The 15,433-nt window shown below is 69.3% G+C and carries 16 protein-coding genes and 1 tRNA gene; 9 read left to right on the top strand and 8 right to left on the bottom strand.

Translation table 11 applies throughout. The features are described from left to right. The first annotated feature begins 43 nt into the window (after nucleotides 1-43). The 3 genes from NO998_RS09785 to NO998_RS09795 are packed head-to-tail and all read left to right on the top strand — an operon-like array spanning nucleotide 44 to nucleotide 5,035. Complete coding sequence (locus NO998_RS09785) at nucleotides 44-2,320, top strand: APC family permease (protein WP_267646937.1); 2,277 nt, start codon at nucleotides 44-46, stop codon at nucleotides 2,318-2,320. Between the two features lie 58 nt (nucleotides 2,321-2,378). Then, nucleotides 2,379-2,804: a universal stress protein gene (locus NO998_RS09790; protein WP_267646938.1), complete on the top strand. Its 426-nt coding sequence runs from the start codon at nucleotides 2,379-2,381 to the stop codon at nucleotides 2,802-2,804. Further along, nucleotides 2,801-5,035, top strand: coding sequence for an amino acid permease (locus NO998_RS09795; RefSeq protein ID WP_267646939.1), 2,235 nt, complete (start codon nucleotides 2,801-2,803; stop codon nucleotides 5,033-5,035). Before NO998_RS09790 ends, NO998_RS09795 begins: the two co-directional genes overlap by 4 nt. Here the strand turns inward: NO998_RS09795 and NO998_RS09800 are convergent, their stop codons facing one another. Beyond that, entirely contained in the window at nucleotides 5,036-5,926 is an 891-nt protein-coding gene (locus NO998_RS09800; protein ID WP_267646940.1) for a winged helix-turn-helix domain-containing protein, read from the bottom strand. It lies immediately after the preceding gene. Between the two features lie 343 nt (nucleotides 5,927-6,269). On the opposite strand from NO998_RS09800, the gene NO998_RS09805 reads away from it, so the two are divergent. Genes NO998_RS09805 through NO998_RS09815 form a run of 3 tightly spaced genes read left to right on the top strand, consistent with a single transcriptional unit; the run spans nucleotide 6,270 to nucleotide 8,587 of the window. Further along, on the top strand, nucleotides 6,270-7,211 hold the full coding sequence (locus NO998_RS09805; RefSeq protein ID WP_267646941.1) for an alpha/beta hydrolase family protein: 942 nt from the start codon (nucleotides 6,270-6,272) through the stop codon (nucleotides 7,209-7,211). Nucleotides 7,212-7,232: 21 nt separating this feature from the next. Next, complete coding sequence (locus NO998_RS09810; protein WP_267646942.1) at nucleotides 7,233-8,237, top strand: DUF7490 domain-containing protein; 1,005 nt, start codon at nucleotides 7,233-7,235, stop codon at nucleotides 8,235-8,237. Next, the gene (locus NO998_RS09815) at nucleotides 8,234-8,587 is read left to right on the top strand and encodes a DUF8060 family membrane protein (protein ID WP_267646944.1); all 354 of its coding nucleotides are present in this window, start codon (nucleotides 8,234-8,236) and stop codon (nucleotides 8,585-8,587) included. Before NO998_RS09810 ends, NO998_RS09815 begins: the two co-directional genes overlap by 4 nt. 24 nt (nucleotides 8,588-8,611) lie before the next feature. Here the strand turns inward: NO998_RS09815 and NO998_RS09820 are convergent, their stop codons facing one another. Then, the gene (locus NO998_RS09820; RefSeq protein ID WP_267646945.1) at nucleotides 8,612-9,466 is read right to left on the bottom strand and encodes a ZIP family metal transporter; all 855 of its coding nucleotides are present in this window, start codon (nucleotides 9,464-9,466) and stop codon (nucleotides 8,612-8,614) included. 51 nt (nucleotides 9,467-9,517) lie between these two features. Continuing rightward, nucleotides 9,518-10,750 (bottom strand): hypothetical protein, encoded by a 1,233-nt coding sequence (locus NO998_RS09825; RefSeq protein ID WP_267646946.1) that lies wholly within the window; start codon nucleotides 10,748-10,750, stop codon nucleotides 9,518-9,520. An 84-nt stretch (nucleotides 10,751-10,834) separates the two neighbouring features. Between NO998_RS09825 and NO998_RS09830 the strand changes: the two genes are divergently transcribed. Then, a complete protein-coding gene (locus NO998_RS09830) occupies nucleotides 10,835-12,097 on the top strand; it encodes a geranylgeranylglyceryl/heptaprenylglyceryl phosphate synthase (protein ID WP_267646947.1) in 1,263 nt (420 codons plus the stop codon). 200 nt (nucleotides 12,098-12,297) lie between these two features. Then, entirely contained in the window at nucleotides 12,298-12,987 is a 690-nt protein-coding gene (udk, locus tag NO998_RS09835; protein ID WP_267646949.1) for a uridine kinase, read from the top strand. A gap of 42 nt (nucleotides 12,988-13,029) precedes the next feature. On the opposite strand, the gene NO998_RS09840 is transcribed toward udk, so the two are convergent. The 4 genes from NO998_RS09840 to NO998_RS09855 all read right to left on the bottom strand — a co-directional run bounded on the left by NO998_RS09840 (nucleotide 13,030) and on the right by NO998_RS09855 (nucleotide 14,849). Beyond that, a complete protein-coding gene (locus NO998_RS09840) occupies nucleotides 13,030-13,332 on the bottom strand; it encodes a DUF7552 domain-containing protein (protein ID WP_267646950.1) in 303 nt (100 codons plus the stop codon). Between the two features lie 220 nt (nucleotides 13,333-13,552). Beyond that, on the bottom strand, nucleotides 13,553-13,876 hold the full coding sequence (locus tag NO998_RS09845) for a DUF5785 family protein (protein WP_267646951.1): 324 nt from the start codon (nucleotides 13,874-13,876) through the stop codon (nucleotides 13,553-13,555). An 88-nt stretch (nucleotides 13,877-13,964) separates the two neighbouring features. Continuing rightward, a tRNA-Ser gene (locus NO998_RS09850) sits at nucleotides 13,965-14,046 on the bottom strand. Between the two features lie 53 nt (nucleotides 14,047-14,099). Then, nucleotides 14,100-14,849 carry a hypothetical protein gene (locus tag NO998_RS09855; protein ID WP_267646952.1) on the bottom strand — a complete coding sequence of 250 codons (750 nt, stop codon included), beginning with the start codon at nucleotides 14,847-14,849 and terminating at the stop codon, nucleotides 14,100-14,102. Between the two features lie 138 nt (nucleotides 14,850-14,987). Between NO998_RS09855 and NO998_RS09860 the strand changes: the two genes are divergently transcribed. After that, nucleotides 14,988-15,191, top strand: coding sequence for a hypothetical protein (locus NO998_RS09860; protein WP_267646954.1), 204 nt, complete (start codon nucleotides 14,988-14,990; stop codon nucleotides 15,189-15,191). Here the strand turns inward: NO998_RS09860 and NO998_RS09865 are convergent, their stop codons facing one another. After that, nucleotides 15,192-15,428: a hypothetical protein gene (locus NO998_RS09865; RefSeq protein WP_267646955.1), complete on the bottom strand. Its 237-nt coding sequence runs from the start codon at nucleotides 15,426-15,428 to the stop codon at nucleotides 15,192-15,194. Between the last annotated feature and the right edge of the window lie 5 nt (nucleotides 15,429-15,433).

A 15,433-nucleotide genomic window follows, 5' to 3' on the forward strand; every position in this document is an offset into this window, starting at 1 on the left:
GGTCACGTCCTACCATTAAGTGCCGCGGTCGTGTTACGACGACATGACTGCGACCGAACTCGACCGCGACGTCGGTCTCGGGGGCGCCGTCGCCCTCGGAGTCGGCACGATGATCGCAGCCGGCATCTTCGTACTCTCGGGGGTCGCGGTGGGAACCGTCGGCGCCATGGCGGTCGCCGCGTTCCTCCTCGCGGCGATCACGGCCGGCCTGACCGCGTTGGCGTACGCGGAGTTCGCCGGGCGCTACCCCGAGAGCGGCGGCGGGTACGCCTACGTCGCCAACGTGTTCGACAGCGACCTCACGTACGTCGTCGGCTGGGCGATGGCGCTCGGCTACCCGGCGACGGCCGCGTTCTACCTCGCCTCGTTCTCCGAGTGGGCCGATCGCTTCCTCGTCCCCGCCCTCTCGCTGTCCAGCGGGGTCCCCTACTGGGCGTTCGGACTGGCGGTCCTCGGCGGGCTGCTCTGGCTGAACCTCCTCGGCACCCGCGAGAGCGCGCTGTTCCAACTCGCGGTGGTCCTGCTCAAACTGGCCGCGATCGGCGCGTTCCTCTACGGCGCACTCAGCGCCGTCGATCCGGCCGTCGTCGCCGACTCGGTACGGGCGAACGCCGGGACGCTGGCGGAGTTCCGCGGGCTGTTGTTCACCAGCGGACTGGTGTTCGTGACCTTCTTCGGCTTCGAGACGATCGCCGCCACCGCCGAGGAGGTCGAACGGCCCGAGCGAACCGTCCCGCGAGCCATCTTCATCTCGCTCGGGCTGGTCGTGGCGGTGTACGCCCTCGTCGTCCTCGGGATGGTGGCGGCCGTCGAGAACCCGGAGTTCGTCGCCTACCTCACGACGGAACTCGGTCTCACCAGCGCCGACGCCGCGCGGGCGTTCGTTGCCGACAGCGGGGCGGTGACGATGGGCTACGCCGCCCAGTTCGTCCTCGACTCGATCGGCGACTGGGCGTACCTCGCGGTCGTGGCCGGCGCGCTACTGTCGATGGTGTCGGCGGCCAACGCCACCGTCATGGCCGGGAGCCGCGTGAAGCTGGCGATGGCACGCCGCGGCCACCTGCCCGAGTGGGTCGGACGACTCCACCCGCGGGCGGATACTCCGTACGCCGCGGTACTGCTCACCGGCGGGGCCATCGTCACGTTCGTCGTGTCGTTCACCGTGCTCTTCGGCGGCCGTGTCGGTGCCGAAGCGGGGCCGCTGGGACTGACGACGCTTGCGGGCGTCGCGAACGTGATGCTACTCCTCGGACTCTCCGCCGTCAACGTCGCCCTGGTCGCCTCCCGGTGGAAGGCGCCAGACGCGGATCGAGCGTTTCGCGTGCCGTTGGTGCCGCTGGTTCCGGTTCTCGCCGTCCTCCTGAACCTCCTGCTCCTGGTGGGGTTGCAGATCGAAGCGACGCTGTTGGGGGTCGGGACCCTGACGGCGGCGACGGTCGTCGGCTGGCCCCTCCTCGACCCGGACTCGCCGTCGACGACGCCGTCCGAGCAGCCCCCGGCCGGCGACGAGGACGTGACGGTGTTGGCCCCGGTCCGGGACGAGTCAGACCGATCGCTCGTGACCGTCGGCGGCGCGCTCGCTGCCGGGACCGGCGGCCAGGTGATGCCGGTGAGCGTCGTCGAGGTCCCGGCACAGACTCCACCGAGTGCGGCTGAACGCCGTGCCGAGCAGGAGCACGAACTGCTCGAACGGGTCTCGACCGGCGTCAGCGACGAGTACGTCGAGGGCCGGGTGCGTGCCACCCACGACTTCGGCCACGCGGTCCGGGCGGCCGCCGAGGAGCACGACCCCGACGTGTTGTTGCTCTCCCCGGCGGACGCCGTCGAGGTGTGTCTGTTCGGCGGCGGGCGCACCCTGCTGTCGAGCTTAGAGGAGACCTTCGAGTGTGACGTTGGCGTCTATCGGCCGGGGTCGCTCCGGGAGATCGATTCGGTGTTCGTCGGCGCCGCCGACGGCCCGCACGCCGAAACGGCCATCGCCGCCTCCGCGGCCATCGCCCGCGCCACGGGCGCTCGACTCGACCTCTACCGTGCAGTCCCCTCGGGGACGAGCGACGAGGCACTCAGGACCGCCCACGAGGAACTGGAGGCGAACGCGGGGTCGCTCCGGGACGTGGACACGCGAACGCTGGTCGAGCCGACCGCCGAACCACAGCAGGCGTTCCTCGACCGCTCCGAGTCGGCCGACCTCGTGGTTCTCGGGTCGACCGACGGTCGGGACCAGGACGTGAGCGTCGCCGGCGCTCTGCTCCGGGAGCGCGACGACCCGACGCTGGTGATCCAGTCGGGTGAGGGGGAGGTCCACCTCCCTCTGTTCTGAGCGCCGGGCGCTCTCCACAGAAGGTAGGGTTAAACGGGTGGCGGCAGTACGCCACTCCATGAGCGACGAATCGTCAGCATCCCTTATCACACATCTGCTCGTTCCGGTTGCGACAGAAAAGGACGCCCGCGAGACGGCGGCCGCACTGGCGCCGTACGCCCCCGAACGGGTGACGGTCGTCCACGTCGTCGAGAAGGGTGACGGCGTGCCCGACAAGACCCCCGTCGAACAGTCCGAATCGGTCGCCGAGGCCGCCTTCGAGGCGTTCCGCGAGCGGTTCCCCGACGTCGAGACCGAGACGGCCTACCGGCGGAACGTCGTCGACGGGATCACCGACGTAGCCGCCACCATCGGCGTCAGCGCCATCGCGTTCCAGCCCCGGAAGGGGAGTCGCCTCGAACAGTTCCTCTCCGGTGACCGTACGCTCCGCCTCGTGACGGAAGCCGATCGCCCCGTGATCACGCTGCCCGGTCGCACCGAATGAGCGACGAAGAACTCGCCAAGGACCTCGGCCCGCTGGCCGCACTGACCATCGGGGTCGGGACGATGATCGGTGCCGGGATCTTCGTGCTGCCCGGCGACGCCATCGAGGGGGCCGGCTCGTTCGCGGTTCTCTCGTTCCTGATCGGCGGCGCGATCGCGCTGCTGACCGCGCTGTCGGCCAGCGAACTCGGGACGGCGATGCCCCGTTCCGGCGGCGCGTACTTCTACGTTAACAAGGCGCTTGGGCCGCTGTTCGGCAGCGTCGCCGGGTGGGCGAACTGGCTCGGTCTCGCCTTCGCCAGCGCGTTCTACATGGTCGGCTTCGGCGACTACGTCGTCAACATCGCGGGGCTGCCCGACGGCTTCGTCGTCGCCGGCTTCACCGTGCCCTGGATCAAGTTCATCGCCTTCCTCGGCGCGTCGCTGTTCATCCTCATCAACTACGTCGGCGCCAAGGAGACCGGAAAGCTCCAGAACGTGATCGTGGCCCTGCTCGTGGCGATCCTCGCGGTGTTCACGGTGTTCGGGCTGACGGAGGCCCAGCCTGCGAACATCCCCGCCTCACAGGGGCTGACGGCGACCCTCGAGACGACCGGGCTGATCTTCGTCTCCTACCTCGGGTTCGTTCAGATCACGAGCGTCGCCGAGGAGATCAAGGAGCCGGGGAAGAACCTCCCCCGCGCGGTCATCGGCTCGGTCGTGATCGTGACGCTCATCTACGCGCTGGTGTTGCTGGTCATGAGCGCGGCGGTGCCGGAGGGGTTCATCGCCGAGCAGTCGGCGATGGACCGGATCGCCATCGTCGAGGTCGCCCGGCTGGTGATGGGGCCGGCGGGCGCGGTGGCGATGCTCTTTGCGGGGCTGCTGGCGACGGCGTCGTCGGCGAACGCGTCGATCCTCGCCTCCTCGCGAATCAACTTCGCGATGGGTCGTGAGCGGATCGTCACGCCCGACCTGAACGAGATCCACCCCCGGTTCGGCACGCCGTACCGTTCGATCGCCCTGACGGGCGCGTTCATCCTCGTGTTCATCGTCGCGATCTCGAACATCACGACGCTGTCGGACATCGCCAGCTTCCTCCACCTCGTGATCTACGGGCTGCTCAACGTCGCGCTGGTCGTGATGCGTGAAACCGACGCCACCGAGTACGAGCCCGACTTCGAGGTACCGCTGTACCCGATCACGCCGATCGTCGGCGGGATCCTCTCGTTCGCGCTGATCTACTACATCCCCGGGCTTGCACAGCTCATCGGCGCCGTTATCGTGCTCTTCGCCGCCGTCTGGTACCTGCTCTACGCCCGCAGCCGTACCGATCAGCAAGGGATGTTGAGCGAGTACATCCTCGAACGGCCCGACGAGATGCCCGACGCCGCCGTCGACGCCGCCGAGAGCGTCCAGCCGACCGGCGATAACGAGTACCGCGTGATGGTGCCGCTGGCCAACCCCGCCCACGAGAAGGAACTGATCACCCTCGCCAGCGCGATCGCGAAACAGCGTGGCGGCAAACTCGATGCCGTTCACGTCATCACCGTCCCCGATCAGACCTCGCTGAGCTACGCCGCCGAGCACGTGAACACGCTGGAGGAGAACCACCACTCCGTGCTCGACGACGCGAAGGCCGACGCCGAGACGTTCGGCGTCGACGTGGACACCCACACCATCATCTCCCATCGCGGGATCGAGGAGGTGTTCGACGCCGCCGCCGACTACGGCGCTGACCTCGTCGTGATGGGCTGGGGCCCCGACAGCGGGAGCCGCGTCGAAGGCGCCGTCGGCGAGCTCACGGGCGACCTGCCCTGTGACTTCCTCATGCTCAAAGACCGGGGCTTCGACGCCGAGCGCGTCCTGATCCCGACGGCGGGCGGTCCCGACTCGGAGCTCTCCGTCGAGGTCGGGAAGCTCCTCCAGGCGGAGTTCGGCGCCGAACTCACGCTGCTGCACGTCGCCGACGACGAGGCCGAGGGGCGGGCGTTCCTCGAGTCGTGGGCCGACGAACAGGACGTGGACGCGGAACTCCGCGTCGAGACCGGTGACCCCGAGACGGCCATCGAGCGCGCGGCCGGCGACGCCTCGCTGCTGATCCTCGGGGCTAGCGAACGTGGCCTGATCTCGCGGCTCCTGACCGGCTCGCTGGTTCCGAGCATCGTCGACGACGTGGAGTGTTCGGTGCTGATGGCCGAACGAAAACGGAGTCGCGGGGTGCTCGAACGGCTCCGCGGGCTCCTGCGGTAGTCAGCGCTGCGGAGCCGCGAGCAGTTCCGTCTCGACGACCCGCACGTCGTCGTCGACGACCAGCCGGAGCACGTCGCCGTCGATCCGGCAGCGCACTTCGACGCGCCACGGATCGCGGTCGAGAACCTCGTCCTCGGCGTACTGGTAGATCGACCACGGGTGTCGCTCGAAGATGGCCTCGCCGTGGTCCTCGAAGAAGCCGATCACCGCGGGCTCGGTGTTCATTGCGAAGGGAACCCCCGAGTGCATCGACCAGCCACAGCGCTCGCAGACGAACTTCGCGACCGCGGAGTAGACCCGTTCGTTGAACTCCTCGATCTCGCCGCCCTCCTCGATGAGTTCGCGTTCGATCTGTCCCGCACAGTACGGACAGATCCCCTGACGCGTGGACACCTGGTCGCGGAGGATGTAAGCGCCGCCGGCCCGGAGCAGCGACTCGGGGTCGTCGCGGTCGAAGCTGGCCGGCGGGATGATGTAGCGGATGACGAGGTTGTCACAGGCGCTACAGCCGAGGTGGAAGCGGCTGTCGTCGTACCACGCTGCCGCCTCGGCGCCGCAGTACGGGCAGTGTTCGCCCTCGACGGGGACCGGGTCGGTTCCGCGGTCGTCCGTGTACAGCCCGGAAACGATGGCCTGATAGATGTGGGTCCCGGGTGGTTTGAGTTCGTAACCCCCCTCGCGCTTGGCGACCAGTTGGCCGGTCAGCTCCGAGAGGTGGTAGTTGAACCGCCCGTTGTCCTCGACGCCGACGCGTCGCTGGAGTTCGGTGAACGTGAGCGGCAACTCGTCGTCGCCGGCCATCGCCTCACCCAGCGTTCGGAGGATGTCCAACCGAACCTCGTTCGACAGGAGGTCGAACGCCTCGATCGACCCGTCGGCGTCGTCGCTCATCCGGACAGAACGGTGAGCGCAACGGGTTTATAGCTTCTGTCGTCGAGCCGATGTTAGTGAACGGCAACGAACGATCGCTGTTCAGTCCCGACTCGTTACAGCGATTTCCCTAGGCGAAGTTAGTGAAGTGGGTTTCACCGAGTGCTTTTGGGAGCGTGGCGCGAACAGTAAATCGCGTGCGAGTGGGTGCCACTGCCTCTGACAATCTACCCCCCGCACGAGAGGCCCTTCACACTCCTTCCCGTGAAGGGCCACCGGATCACGGGAACGCTTTACTCCCCGCCAGCGCAAGCGCCCCCATGCACCGAACTCGTTCCGACCGGCAGCGCCGACGAAGGCGGCCGTGACGGGGAGCCATGCGCGTCGCGGGAAGCCGACACGGTATGATTTCTCGACCCGCAGTATCGGCTTCGATGACCGCCGAGGCCACCTGTTCGTCCCGGACCGGCCCGCCGACGCTCCGGTCGTCGTGCTCGCGCCCGGGGCGGGCCTGCAGTGGCGACCGACCCTCGAAGCCACCGCCGAGCGACTCGCGGCGCGGGGCTACGCCGTCGTCGTGTTCGACCACCGCGGCTTCGAGACCATCGACGGCGACGGACTGCTCTCGCCCAGTCGCCAGCGCGCCGACCTCGACGCGGCCATCGAGGCTGCTCGTGACGCCCCCGAGGTCGACGGCGACCGACTGGCGCTCTGGGGAATGGACCTCTCTGCGGGCACCGCCCTCGCGGCGGCGGCGGAGACGTTCCACGTCGACGCTGTGGTCGCCAGGTTCCCCGTACTGACCGGGAAGGCACTCCTGCCAGCGTGGGTTCGCCCCCGACTCGCCGGACTGGCCCGCGGGTTCGTCGACTACCCCGTCTCGCTGATCGATCGGATTCGGGGCGTCGAGGAGTCCGACCGTGGACTGCGCGTTCCGCTGTTCGGCGAACCGGGGGAGGTAGCCGCCATCGCCGCCCCCGGCGCCGAGCGCGGAATGCGGGCCGTGACTGGGCGCGAATCCCGGACCACGCCGGCCCGCTCGCTCGTGAAACTCTCCCGCCACGACCGACACGATGTCCTCGGAGAGCTGACGTGTCCGACGCTGTTCGTCGCCGGCGCCGACGACGAACTGGCACCGCCGGAGACGGTCGCTGCCGCCAGCGAGCAGGTGGCCGACGCTTCGCTCGTGCGCGTGCCGACCGACCACTACGGTGCCCTCGATGGCGAGGGGCTCGAACGGACCCTCAACCACGAACTCGCCTTCCTCGACGCCGAACTCGGCGACCGCGACACAAAGCTCTTGTAGACTGTCCGAGAGTTGTCCGGTATGGACAGCAAACGAGTCCTCGCCGGCGGCGCCGTCGTCGTCGTCGTCGTCGCCCTCCTCGCGGCGGTCGCGGTCCCCGAGGCCGTCGCGTCGCCGCGCGACGATCGGCCGGTCAGACCCGGGCCGGTGAACGTCGTCGACGCCGACATCGCCACCGGGGAGATCACTGGACAGACCGCCGAACTGGAACTGTTCGCCACGCTCGACCACCGCGGGAACCCCGCGGAGAACGTCACCGTCCTGTTCAAGGCGACCGACGCCGAGTCGGGTCTGCTCGAAGCCGAACGGGAGGTGGCCGTCGGGGACCTGACCGCCGAGGGCGAGCGACGCGTCTCGACGGTACTACGGGTCCCCCGTGAGGGTGGCTACCGACTGGAGGGGATCGTCTACCGGAACGACACGCGCGTGGACCGCTTCACCCGCGAGGTCAGCGGCGTCGAGGCGCTCACCCCCGCGTACGCCCGGGCGAACGTGAGCTTCGTTGAGGACCCCGTGCTCGAACCGGTGTCGGTTGCCATCACCGACGCCGGCGAGAACCGGACGACGCTCGAACTGGGGGGCTGGCTCACCGCGACCGGGCCCACCGAGGCCGACTCGCTCTCGGTAACGTTCATCCTCCGGCAGGCCGAGTCGAACGTCGTCGCCGCCCGCACGACCGTCGACGCCGGGAGCCTGCGTGAGGGACGCAGCGAGACCGTCAGCGCCGACGTGGCGGTGCCCAGCGAGTACAACTACTACGTCGACGCGGTGCTCACCCGCGACGGCGTAATCATCGACACCGCCGGCGGCGTGGTCAACCTCGACCCCAGCGAGACCATCGACCGCAACGAGACCCGCCGGGAAGTCGAGTTCGACGCCAGCGACTTCGAGGGCGACGACGGTGAGCGCCCAGATCGACCGGAGACGACCGACGCGGAGACGGCCGTCTCCCAGCCCGGATTCGGGCCGGTGGTCGCCATCGCCGCGCTTCTCGGCGCGGGCCTACTTGCACGGAGGCGACGATGAGCGACGACGGACACGGCGAGCGCGAGAGGGAACACGAGGACGACCGACCCCAGACGGAGGCCACCATGACCGAGCAACCGACGACCGACACCGACCCGACCGAGGACCGCACCGACGACCGGACCGACGACGGCAGCGACCTCCGGCGGACGCTCAACTACGTCCTGTTGGGTGGGCTGGCGCTGCTTGGCCTGATCGCCACGATCCAACTGTATCTCAACGTCTCCTCGGCGATCAACCAGTGGATCACCTACGAGTACCGCTCGCTGTTCCAGGCCGCGTTCAACCTCGTGGTGCTGTTGCTGGTGGGCGTGGGGATGCTCTGGCAGGTACAGCGGCTACGGGACTGAGGAACTGCCCCCTTTTCGTCCGGGTTAGACGCCGGGGCTGGCGAACCACCACGCGAGGAACACCACGACCCCGCCGAGTACCGTCGAGGCCACCGCGTGGAGTCGGAGGCGGTCGAGCGTCTCGTGGGCGTCGGCGTCGACGCTCAACGCATCGTGAACCTCGCTCCCGAGTTCACAGCGCGGGAGAAAGTCCATCGCCACGTGGAGGAACACGCCGGTGGCGAAGCCGAACACGACCCCGTTGATCCGCGGGTCCGCCGGTAGCGTGACCGTGCTCGCGAGCACCGCGACGACGCCGACGCCCGCCGCAGGGAGCAACACAGGGAACCACGAACGGCCGTTGCGGGTCAGTCGGTCGGCCGCCGCGTAGCCCGCCGGCCCCTTGTGGGAGACGATTGCGATGCCGAGTAGCAGCCCCACGTCGGGCATGTTGCCGTAGACGATGCCGATGATCGCACCCGCCGCGGCCGCGTGGGCGGTCAGCTGTGCGACCGTCGAGTCCATCGGCATGTCGACGTGGGAGAGCCGGTGGCCGATCGTGTGGGCACCGAAGCCGACGATGATCCCCAGAGCGACTCCGAGCCCGCCGAACCGGAGGTGGTGACCGAGCGCGTCGGGAAGGAGGAAGAGGCCGACGCTGGTCACCATCGCGCCGCTGGCGAGCCCCCCGCCCCAGACGAGCGCGCCCGCTTGCTCGTTCGTCCGAAGTGCCAGCCAGACCCCGCCGGTCATCGCGGCGAAGGCGACCCAGCCGATCTGGATCGGCTTCCACGCCCCCGTCACGGCCGCGATTCCGGTGGCCGCGACCAGCAACAGCACGCCCGCGGCCCCGACCAGCCGCTCCCCGCGGAGTGGCTGCTGCGATACCTGAGTAGCCATCTATTGTGAAGTAGCTGTTTCGCGTTAATAAGTCCTCGCAGTCGGTCCGACTCAGCGCGGGAGCTTCTCCGGCTCGCCGTCCTGTCGGATGTACTCGACGGCGATCCCCGTGATCGGCGCGTCGGAGGCCATCGCCGCCTCGCGGGCGGCGTCGAGGTACGCCTCCGTGATCGAGACCGTCGCGTCGTAGGCCGCGGCGTCGGTGTCGGCGAGCAGGTACTCGGCGGTAACGGGAGTGAGTTGGCCCTCGCGTACGTCGGCCGCAAAGTCGTCCACGTCGTCGAGCCAGATCTGGGCGCCGATGATCGAGAGCACCACCGCACGCTCGAACTCCGCGGAGAGGGGGACGCCCGCCTCGCGGAACATCTCGACCATCCCGTGGTAGATGACGCCGACCCGGCCGTACTGGGTGAGCAGGTACGGGAGGTCGAGTTCGGCCGTCTCGAACAGCGCCGGCGGGTCCTCGAAGGCGGGGTGTTTGTACTCCTCGCGGAGCGCGTCGCGGGCGGCCTCGGCGTCGACCTCGTCGGTGTCGGCCCCGTTCCGGAGGTCGGCGACTGTGTCGGCCTCGGCGGCGGCGACGGCCTCGCTCATGAGCTCGCGGAAGCGCGGGTCCCGGTCCTGGTGGGCCTCCGAGCGCTCGACGGCGGCGTCGTAGGCCGCCCGGACCGAGTCGGGGAACGCGGCGAACTGCTCCTGTACCGCGGCCTGCAGCACCTCCTGTGCGATCCCGGCGACGCGGGCGCGATCCCCGGACGCCAGTTCGAAGTCGACGGCGAAGTCCTCGTACTCGCCGTCGTTGATGGCGTCGCGCATGTCGCCGTCGAGCAGGGCGACGACGACCAACTCAGCCACCTCGCAGGCGCGGCGGGTCTCGCGGACGAGGTCGGCGGCGTCGACGTCGCTGTCGGCGCGTCGGCGGCGGAGTTTCGCGATCGGATCGGTCGCGCGCCGCCCCGAGACGGGATCGACGCCGGGGGGTGCTGCGGCCGTGGCTCGGCGGTAGACGTGTGCGAGCGTCAGTTCGACCGGGAGGGTCAGCTTGGTGTCGTAGGCGAACTCGACCGACTCGCGACCGAACTCGTCGGCCAGGGCGGCCTCGACGTCGGTGTAGGCGTCGTCGACGATCCCCTCGATCTCGGCTTCGACGCGGCGCTGGAGGCGGATCGCGGCCAGTTCGAGCGAGCCGCCCGCGCCGTAGTGACTGAACACCGCACGGGCGGGCGTCGGCAGGGCGTCGACGCTCGCGAGGCTGTCGGCGAACCCGCGGAGCGGTCCGGACATGGCTTTCGGTGGGCCGACCAGCGGTTTGAAGCTGTCCATCCCCGAACCGACCGGGTTTTTGCTACCCGGCAGCGAGGAGTCTGTATGCGACGGCATCTCGCGGCGCGGGGCGAGCGGGTCGCCGACCTCGCTCGGCTGCTCGCCCGGAGTGCGCTCGACACCAACCCGGTTCCCGACTGGGATCACGTGACGAAAGTCGACCCCGAGGGGGCGAAGAAGCTCCCGCTGCTGTACCCGCTCTGGCTCGCGGAGACCGACGCCGTCTCCGTCGGCGGCTCCGCCGACGTGACGCCCGAAAACACCGCGGCGGCGTTCGACCTGTTGACCCCGCTGTCGACGCCGGTCTGTCACGAACCCAGCGGCGCCGACCACGTCACTGAGGAGAGCCACGACGCCGCCGACCTGTTGCTCGTACCGGAAGTGCTCAACGGCGACAGCGAGGCGCTCGTCGGCACCCTCGGCGCCGCCGTCGAGAGCGTCCGCGAACGACTGGCCCCGGACCTGATCGCGCGGAAGGCGCCGTGGCTCCCCGACCGGGTCGCCGACTGGCTGGCGAGCGTGGCGACCTCGGTGATGCTCTCCGACGCCGCCTTCGAGGCGTACATCGTCCAGAACCCCGACAGCGCCGCCGCTCGGGAGTCCGGCGTCGGCCCCGACGACGTGCTCGACGCGCGGGAAGCCAAACGGCGGGCGATGGCCGCCGACCGGCATCTGGAGTCCGAGATCCTCTATCTGGAGTACTCCGGAACGTTCGGCGGCGACGAGGCCGTCGAGGCACTCGAACTCATCGACGGGGCGATGGAACGCTCGCGGGTCTGGTACGGCGGCGGCCTCGCCGACCGTGAGGACGTCCGGACCGTCCGCGAGGCGGGGGCCGACACCGTCGTCGTCGGCGACGCGTTCCACCGCGTGGCCGAACGGGAGGCCGAGATCCTGCAGGCGGCGGAGGCCGACCTCGACCCCGACACCGATCCGGAGCGAATCCGGGAGTGGGTCGCCGACCGCGTCGGCGCCGACGGCCCCGGTGCCCGGTACCTCTCGACGGTGCCGGGCGTCGACGACCCGCTCGGACTGGCGCGGGAGTACACCGGCGCGACAGTCCGGTCGTGGCTCGAACTCCGTGCACGGCGTGAGCGGGCACGGGAACGCGGCGAGGGGGTGCCGGTGATCGACATACAGCGGACCGCGCTGCGCGCGGCGCTCGCGCCGGTGGTCGAGGACCCCGATACGGTGGCGGCGACGGTCGCTCGGGCCGCCCTCTCGGGGCGGGGCGCGGGCAACGGCGACGGCTCCCACGGCTCCGAACAGCTCAGCCTCTCGCTGTTCGCCGACGGGACGGCAAACTAAGTTCTTGCCGGCCTCTGAACACGGGTATTGTGGATACGTTCGAAGCCGGTGATCGCGTTCTGGCCGACGGTTCTCACCCTCGGGACCGCCACCGTGTTCCTGTCGATCGAAGAACGGTAACCACCGGGCTGACCCCTCCGAGCGGGCGGCGAAGACCCAAAACAGCAGTTTGAAACGCGGCGCTCTCCTCGGATCGTCCGATGACCATCCCCTCGTTCGTGGTCGGCATCGCCGGCGGCACCGGCGCCGGCAAGACGACGGTCTCCCGCCTCATCACCGAGAGCGTCGGGGAGTCCGTGACCCGGATCCCCATCGACAACTACTACGAGGACCTGAGCCACCTCGACATGGCCGAGCGCCAGGAGGTCAACTACGACCACCCACAGGCGTTCGAGTGGGACCTCCTGCGTGAGCACCTCCGACAGCTCTCGGAGGGGCAGGTAGTGGAGATGCCCCAGTACGACTTCGAGCGACACAACCGCAAGGACGAACCCATGACCGTCGCGCCGACGGACGTGATCATCGTCGAGGGCATCCTCGCGCTGTACGACGAGGAGATCAACGGGATGCTCGACCTGCGGCTGTACGTCGAGACCGACGCCGACGTGCGGATCCTCCGCCGGATCAAGCGGGACGTGATCCAGCGCGGCCGGGAACTCGAGGACGTGATCGACCAGTACCTCTCGACGGTGAAGCCGATGCACGAACAGTTCATCGAGCCGAGCAAGAAACACGCCGACCTGATCATCCCCGAGGGGGCCAACTCGGTGGCGGTCAATCTGCTCGAAGAGAAGATCCAGGCCGAGGTCGAGGGCGAGGGGACTCGGACGTGGGAGCGCGGTGCGATCGAACAGCAGGTCGGCGAGCGGATGTCCTTAGAGGAGGAGTAGCGGCGTCGCGCCCGGGGTCGACACAGCCACCGTCTGCCGTGCTCACCGCTCCGCTTCTGCTGTCGAGCCGTCGCCGCCCGATCGGGACCCCACAGTCCCGAACTCGGGCGTCCGTCGGACGACGATGTCGTACCGTGGAAGCTCGGGGTCGTACCCCCGGAGCACCGCGCGGTACTCCTCGGTCAGTCGGGCCGCCTCACAGGCCGTCGAGCGGTTCTCGAAGCGACAGCCGGCAGCCGGTACCGGGCGGTCCCCGTAGCGCCCACAGACGAGGTAGTACTCCCCGCGCTCGGACGCGAGGGCCTCGATCCGCTCGCGGAGCGGGCAGAGCTTCCCGTCGGTCATCGATCACCACCGCTCCGCCGTCGGAGCCCTTCCACGCCCCGTTCACGGCTGGATCGACGCCAGATGTCCGCCGCCAGTCCGAAACCAGTGCCAGCGTGTCGCACATCCTTTAGGCCGGCCTAAAACCATATAGTCGTTTCGGCGTTTGGGCTCACGGACACCGGCCGCCAGCGAGCCGCGGGGCTGGTGGGGTGGGAACAACCGGAGGGTGGACGCCTGCTCAGGCGTCGACGAACTGCTCGGATCCCTCGTAGAACCAGTAGCCGTTCTCACGCATCGCCGCCCCGAGGACGCGGTGGAACTCGACGAAGTCCGCGAACTCCTCGTGGTCGACGCTCTCGAAGATCTCCGCGACCGAGACGACCTGCTCGTAGCTGATCCGAACGGGGTCGTCGCCGTACTCCGCCACGTACTCGGCGGCCGAGAGCGGGAAGTCCTCCTCCTCGTCGATCTTCTTTGCGAGTATCGCGTGGCCGTACTTGCGCCGGCCTTCGCTGCCGTGCTCGCCGTCCGGGTCGTGGGGCCAGTCCTCGGCGTCGCTCATTAGTCAGGGGTTCGCCCGACCGGCCCAAAGCCTTTGCGTTCGACGCGATGATGCGGGACGCGTCGCTCCGACGGGCGGGTACGAAAGGCGGTGGGACTGGGATTCGAACCCAGGAGGCTGACGCCACCGGTTTTCAAGACCGGCGCAATAGGCCACTCTGCCATCCCACCGCTACGCCCGCACCTACTTGCCGGGGTGGGTTGAAGCTACCGCTCTGTGGCGATCAGTCGTTCCGGACCAGCCCCTCCTCGCCGTCGACGATCAGGCTGAACTCCTCGATCAGCGCGGCGGTGAACTGCGGGACGACACGGCCGGCGGCGACGCGGGCGCGGACCTCTGCGACCACGCTCGCGAGGTCGTCGCCGGTCCGGACGGTCGGTTGGGTCGGGATGAACTCGGTGTCGTGGCCGGCGCCGCGGGCCAGTTCTGCGAGCGTGTTGAGTACGGGTGGGGCCATCGCGTCGGTGAAGTCGACGGTGTCGGTGAAGCCGGCGAAGTACACCGAGCCACCGGCGCCCGGGCCGAGGACGACCTCGTTGCTCCGGAGCTTCATCGCCGAGGAGTCGATCCCCGTCCGGGTGATGAATGGGGTGTTCCCGGGCAGCACCACGACCGATCCTGCCTCCTCGTCGCGCAGCAGGTGCGTGACCGTGTTCCCGACGCGGGCACTCGGGGTGGAGCCGACCTGGGGCTCGAAGCGAACGCTCCCAACGTCCTCGACGGCGTCGGCGGCGAGGGCGCGGACCTCGGCCTCGGGCGACACGCCAGTGCGGTGTTCCTCCGCGAGCAGGTCGTCGGGGAGGTAGTTCACCAGCAGGCTCGCCCCGGATCGCTCGACGGCCCGCATGGCGTCCTTGTCCATCGCGGCAGCGAGTTCGGCGACCTCGCCTTCGTTCAGCGGGCTGGTCGCCGGGAGTTCGGGGAAGCGGACGCCGGGACGTGGGGGGTGAGCCAACAGGGCGACGACTGTCATCGTCGACCATCGGCCCGCGGCGCGCTTGAATCCGGCGAGTCGGGCTTGGCGGGTCGGTGGGTCCGAGTCGATCGGCCCGGGTCGTGCCCGCGCCGTCCGAGCGCCGCGCTTAAGCGCCGCCCGCCCGACCGCTCGGGTATGTTCGGCTCCCGCACCGCGCTCCTCGTCGCCGGCGTCGTCTCCGCGATCTCTCTCGGCGGGCTGGCGACGTTCCTCCGACTGCTCCCCGACTCGACGTCGATGGTCCCGAGCGCGGCGACGTTCGCACTCGTCGTGGCCACCGTCGCGGTCGGCGTCGTCGTCGGCAGCCGGGGCGTCCCGGACGAGACGAGCTACTGGTAGTCACTCCTCCCGATCGAGCCCGTAGTCGGCAGGGTCGTACGCGTCGGTGACGCTGAGAAGGATCAACACCAGCGACGACGCGATGACGAGCCAGTAGGCGTCGACGCGGAGCGGCCCGAGCACCACGTCGTGCGTCCCCGGTTCGCCGAGAACGACCGCCGCGAGGAGCATGCCGATGCCGACGACCGGGTAGTGGTAGTGGTGGAACCGAGTCAAGCGCGCGAGCCAGTCACCCACGGCGC

Source organism: Halolamina litorea, assembly GCF_026616205.1.
Taxonomy (GTDB): domain Archaea; phylum Halobacteriota; class Halobacteria; order Halobacteriales; family Haloferacaceae; genus Halolamina; species Halolamina litorea.